The 5,950-nt window shown below is 36.0% G+C and carries 5 protein-coding genes; all 5 read left to right on the top strand.

What is annotated here, in order from left to right:
• The coding region (locus ABIQ28_RS14770) for a hypothetical protein (protein ID WP_348038649.1) at positions 1-230 on the top strand (230 nt) is incomplete at its 5' end.
• Between the two features lie 501 nt (positions 231-731).
• Positions 732-2,291: an N-6 DNA methylase gene (locus tag ABIQ28_RS14775; RefSeq protein ID WP_348038651.1), complete on the top strand. Its 1,560-nt coding sequence runs from the start codon at positions 732-734 to the stop codon at positions 2,289-2,291.
• Positions 2,292-2,293: 2 nt separating this feature from the next.
• Complete coding sequence (locus ABIQ28_RS14780) at positions 2,294-4,237, top strand: RNA-binding domain-containing protein (RefSeq protein ID WP_348038653.1); 1,944 nt, start codon at positions 2,294-2,296, stop codon at positions 4,235-4,237.
• A 1-nt stretch (position 4,238) separates the two neighbouring features.
• Positions 4,239-5,528 carry a restriction endonuclease subunit S gene (locus ABIQ28_RS14785; RefSeq protein WP_348038655.1) on the top strand — a complete coding sequence of 430 codons (1,290 nt, stop codon included), beginning with the start codon at positions 4,239-4,241 and terminating at the stop codon, positions 5,526-5,528.
• Positions 5,529-5,555: 27 nt separating this feature from the next.
• Positions 5,556-5,950 (top strand): MBL fold metallo-hydrolase (locus tag ABIQ28_RS14790; protein WP_348038657.1); only part of this gene is annotated, 395 nt, incomplete at its 3' end.

A 5,950-nucleotide genomic window follows, 5' to 3' on the forward strand; every position in this document is an offset into this window, starting at 1 on the left:
TGGATTTTAATTTTGAGACTATGGAGTATCAGCTGCACATGGCTGATCCGCAAATGCTACCCAAAGACTTTGCGGACACTACCTTGAGTATGACGCCTAGAAGTTTCCCTACGGGATTGGGGATCCAGTTGGCGGTATTGGGGATTCGCTATTATCAGGAGGTTGATGGGGTGATGTATTTGTTGCATGCGCAGAATGGGGTGGGGATTGAGGTGGTAGGTGTTGTTTAGGAGGTAGAGGGGGGTAGAGGGTAGAGGGTAGAAAATAGAAAATTGAGGGTAGAGGGGATAGAGGATAGAAAATAGAGATTAGAGACAGATTATTTGGTGTTGATTATGTTGATTACTGTGGGATTGGATTTACCATTTGATCGGGAATTCTTGGTTTTCAGTAGCACTCCCCAACTTTTTTTGAACACTACAATGAAACAATTTTCTTTGAGGAAGTTAATGAAAACGATAATCTTAAAGTACTCATGGAGAATGCTCCATAATAGAAAGTTATGGATGATGGAAGCTTTGTGATTCACTAATTGCTAAAAGAATTCAAAAATCAAGAGAAAAGCTAATTTGCGGTTTTTTTGATTTTTAATGAGTGAAAAATGTTAGTAAGCGTTGTTTATCTCTTTCTCTAGCAAAGATCAGCTGCATTACTGATTTCCTTTGGCTTCTTATGTTTGGTTTTCCTACATTTACAGCTCAAGCTAAAAATTACCCTAACCAATCTATTAAATGGCTAAAAAAGTCCAGACCAAAAGTACTGAGGAAATCCTATGGGATTCCGCTAATAAATTACGCGGTTCTGTAGAACCATCTGAATATAAGCACGTTGTATTAAGTTTAATCTTCTTAAAATTCGCTGACGATAAATTTCAAAGGCGTCAACAGGAATTGATTGCCGATGGCAAAGCACAGTTTTTGGATATGCCATCATTTTATCAAGCCGAAAATGTATTCTATTTACCAATTGAAGCCCGATGGTCTTACATCATGGAGCACGCCAAGCAAGAGGATGTGACGCTTAAAGTTGATGCGGCTTTAAAACTGATTGAGCAAAACAATAAAGCCTTAGAAGGCGCATTGCCTGATAATTACTTTTCACGTTTAGGATTAGATCAATCCAAGTTTTCTGCGCTATTAGATACCATTAATAATATCGACACGCTCAAAGACGAAAGTCAAGATGTGATTGGGCGAGTATATGAATACTTCCTTAGCAAGTTCGCTATTGCAGAAGGTAAAGGAAAAGGGGAGTTTTATACTCCGAAATCTATTGTGAATCTGATAGCCGAAATGATTGAGCCTTACAAAGGTAAAATCTATGACCCGTCTTGTGGCTCTGGTGGGATGTTTGTGCAGTCTTTAAAGTTTATAGACAAACACCAAGGCGATAAAAAGGACGTATCAATTTACGGACAGGAATTGACCAATACCACTTATAAACTGGCTAAAATGAACTTAGCTATTCGTGGTATTTCAGGGAATTTAGGTGCCAAAGCAGCCGATACCTTTAACGACGATCAGCACAAGACTTTGAAAGCCGATTATATCATGGCGAATCCACCGTTTAACTTAAAAGATTGGCGTGCTGAAAACGAATTAACAGACGACCCACGTTGGGCAGGTTATGAAGTGCCACCAAAATCTAATGCCAACTACGCTTGGATTTTGACCATGATTGCGAAGTTATCTGATAATGGCGTTGCAGGTTTTATTTTGGCAAATGGCGCCTTATCTGGTAGTGGCGAAGAATATAAAATTAGAAAGCAAATCTTAGAAAATGACTTGGTAGAAGCTGTTGCTATTTTGCCAAGAGCTATGTTTTATTCTACGGACATATCTGTAACGCTTTGGATTTTAAACAGAAATAAAAAGCAAAGAGTGTTTAAAGTTAACGACGGTATTAAAAACTACCGTGATCGTCAGCATGAAGTACTATTTATCGATTTGCGTCAAAAAGGAGAACCTTTTGAAAAGAAATTCACACAGTTTTCCGAAACTGAAATTGAAAAGATTGCTTTAAATTATCATAACTGGCAGACTTCGACAGGCTCAGTCTACGAAAATGTACCTGAATATTGCTATTCGGCATCTTTAGAAGAAATTCGGAAAAAGGATTATTCTTTAGTACCAAGTAAATATATTGAATTTGTGAACCGTGATGAACAGTTGGATTATGGTACGCAAATGCAAAACTTACAATCGGAACTAAAAAGTTTATTTGAGCAGGAGAAGCAATTGAAACTAGAAGTTGAGAGTGTGTTTGATAGTTTAGGATATAAGATTGGTTAGTTATGAAAGAACAGCAATTAAATTTATTCGATTTTGAGGATACGGATTCCTTGTTCTCTTTATTAGATAATGAATTTTTACCTAATGAATACTTTGAAGTCGAGTACAAATCTGGTAAAGGAGGTTTTCCTAAAGAACTCTGGAAAACCTATTCTGCTTTTGCAAATACCAATACTGGAATTATCGTTATCGGTATAAAAGAAAATAGAGATGGTATTGAAATTGAAGGCTTAAGCGATGAACAAATCGAAAATTATAAAAGGCAGTTTTGGGATGGATGTAATAATCCCAACACAATTAGTCGTAATATATTATCGAATGAAGATGTTCGGGTTGTGGAGCTAAAAGGTCGAAAACTTTTAGGTTTAAGAGTTCCATTTGCAAACAGGACAGAGAGGCCTGTATATCTTACTCGAAATCCATTTGGCAATACGTATAAAAGAAATCACGAAGGGGATTATAGATGTACAGAAAATGAGGTTAAGAGACTGTTGGCCGACTCAAGTTCAGAGCTTCAACTTGATGCGTTGATTCTAGAACATTTCACTATTGAAGACTTAGATCCTACGAGTATTCGCCATTTCAGACAGCTATTCGCATCTTCTAGATCTGGACATCCGTGGCATGCCTTAGAAGATGCTGAATTGTTGAGAAAAATTGGTGCCTATAGAGTAGATAGAAAATCAAAAAAAGAAGGAATTACGTTAGCCGGGCTTTTAATGTTCGGTAAAGAGGATAGTATAAAAGATCAGGAGGCGCTGTCAGATTATTTTCCTGATTATAGAGAACGATTGACAACGGATGAAAAGATCAGATGGACAGATCGTATTTATCCAGATGGCACATGGGAGTGTAATTTATTGCAATTTTATCTCAAAGTATGGCCGAAAATCTCCTCGACTTTACCAAAGCCTTTTCAGTTAAAAAATGATGAAAGGGTTGATGAAACTCCCACTCATATTGCTCTGCGTGAAGCTTTTGTTAATGCCATTGTTCATACAGATTATTCTTTAAGTGGGAATATTATTATTGAGTTAGACACTGAAAAATTTGTTTTTTCTAACCCAGGAACCTTATTGATTTCTCTACAACAATACTATGCAGGTGGCATTAGTGAGTGTAGAAACCCTTCCTTGCAGCAAATGTTTATGTTGATTGGGCGAGCGGAAAAAGCAGGAAGTGGTGTGGACAAGATTATGACAGGATGGAGAGATTCTCATTGGAGAAAACCCTTTTTGGAGTTGGAAGGTCAACCAGATCGTGTAAAGCTAACCTTGCCAATGTTTAGCGTTATTCCAGATGCGACTTTACAGGAACTTGAAACCATTTTTGACTCTGTAAGCAACCTAACTCCAGACGAGCTAACTGCTTTATCTTTTTGCTTAATTGAGGGTTCTATTTCCAACCAACGTCTGCAATATGTATTAAATATGCATAGTACAGACATTACCAACTTGTTGAAAAAACTATGCACAGATGGCTATTTGGAATCTGACAAGAATGGCCGATGGACTATTTATAAAGTAAAGACAAAGGTTGACACCTCAAGCCAAAAGGTATCAGCCTTAGGCAGAAAGGTTGACACCTCAGTAAAGGTCGCAATCTCCATAGAAGACACTGACAGTATGGGGTTTACAAATAGAAAGGTTGACACCTCGGGTAAAAAGGTTGACACCTCTGATAGAAAGGTTGACACCTCAAAAAAGATGGCAACGCGATTAAGTAGAGAAGATTTAGAGAAAGAGATTATTACTATCTGTTCACAAGATTATTTGTCAATGGAGGAAGTTGCGAATCAACTCGGCAAGTCAATTGATTATCTAAAGAATAAGATTTTTCCAAACATGATAAAAAATGGCAAATTAAAAAAACGCTATCCATTTACTCATAATCATCCTAATCAAGGTTATAAAGCCAACGATGAGCATTTAGAGGGTGAGAACTAATTTGAAAAATGAAGGTATTAAAAAGTTATTTTTTAGACGCATTTATAAAGACGAAACCATGAAAGAGGGTTATAAAAAATTAGGAAAATACATTCAACAAGTCAATATAAGAAACCGTGATTTGGAAATGGATACACTTTTGGGCGTAAGTATTACCAAAAAGCTAATTCCTTCTATTGCCAATACCATTGGAACAGATATGTCTGTTTATAAAATTATTGAAAAGCGACAGTTTGCTTATGGAACGGTTACTTCTCGAAATGGAGAAAAGATTTCAATTGCGTTAGCTGATGAGTATGACAAGGCTTTAGTATCTCAAATATATGTAGTGTTTGAAGTAATTGATACCAATGTATTATTACCCGAATATTTGATGATGTGGTTTTCTCGTCCAGAGTTTGACCGTTATGCACGGTTTCATTCTCATGGAAGCACACGAGAAACTTTTGATTGGGCAGATTTATGCGAAACAGAACTTCCAATTCTTTCCATAGATAAACAACGAGAACTAGTTGAACAATACCAATCCATTAGCAATAAAATAAAAGTCAATGAACAAATTTGTGAAAAGCTAGAAGTTACTGCGCAAACTTTGTATAGACAGTGGTTTGTAGATTTTGAGTTTCCAAATGAGGATGGAAAACCTTATAAATCGTCTGGTGGATCGATGGTGTTTGATGAGGAGTTGGATGGGGAGATTCCTGAGGAGTGGACATATGATTCTTTTACAACAATTTCTAAAATTGGAGGAGGCGGAACGCCTAAAACAGATGTTTTAGAATATTGGGGGGATGGCGAAATACCTTTTTACACACCCGGAGACAAAACTTCAAGTATTTATGTGTTATCTACTGATAAACACATAACAAAAGAAGGACTTAAAAAATGTAGTAGTAAGCTCTATCCTGCCAACACAACTTTTGTAACGGCTAGAGGTGCAACTACGGGTGGAATATCATTGTCTGGTTTTCCTATGGCAATGAATCAAACTTGTTATGCAATATTAAGTTTATCAGAATTCCCTTTTTTCACTTATTTTTTAACACGAAGTGTAATTGATAAATTAAAATCAGAAGCTATAGGTGCGACATTTGAAGCAGTCGTTACAAAAAACTTTGACGAGACTTTTGTAATAATTCCAAAAAATGAAATTGTATTTGATTTTGAGGAACAAGCCAAGTCCATATATGAAACCATATTAAATAAAACCAAAATTAATCACAAACTATCCCAACTTCAGTCTTTGTTGTTGTCGCGTTTGGCGACTTTGGAAAATGGAAATTTTAGATAATAGAAACTTATACTTAATAGCTTAGATATGAACATAAAATTTTTAAAAGCTTTTAATGGCGATTCTATTTGGGTTTCATTTTTAGATAGCGAAGAAATTCCTCGAAACATTTTGATAGATGGAGGGGTTGGAAATTGCTTCAAAAGCATATCAAATGTGAAGGGGCAGTTGTTCGAGGTTATTAATAAAATTAGAGAAAATAATCAGTATATAGATCTATTGGTTTTGACCCATTTTGATGATGATCATATTGGAGGAATTTTAAGATGGTTAAATAAAGACAAAGATGCTTCGAAACTTATTAAAAAAGTTTGGTTTAACTCAGGAAAAGAAATCGCTAAGAAGTTTGAAAGCGATGAAAACAAGGATTTAAATATTGAAATAATTGATGAATCAAACGATTTTCAAACAAGTCCGAAGCA

It is taken from the genome of Gelidibacter sp. (assembly GCF_039916245.1).
Classification (GTDB): Bacteria; Bacteroidota; Bacteroidia; order Flavobacteriales; family Flavobacteriaceae; genus Gelidibacter.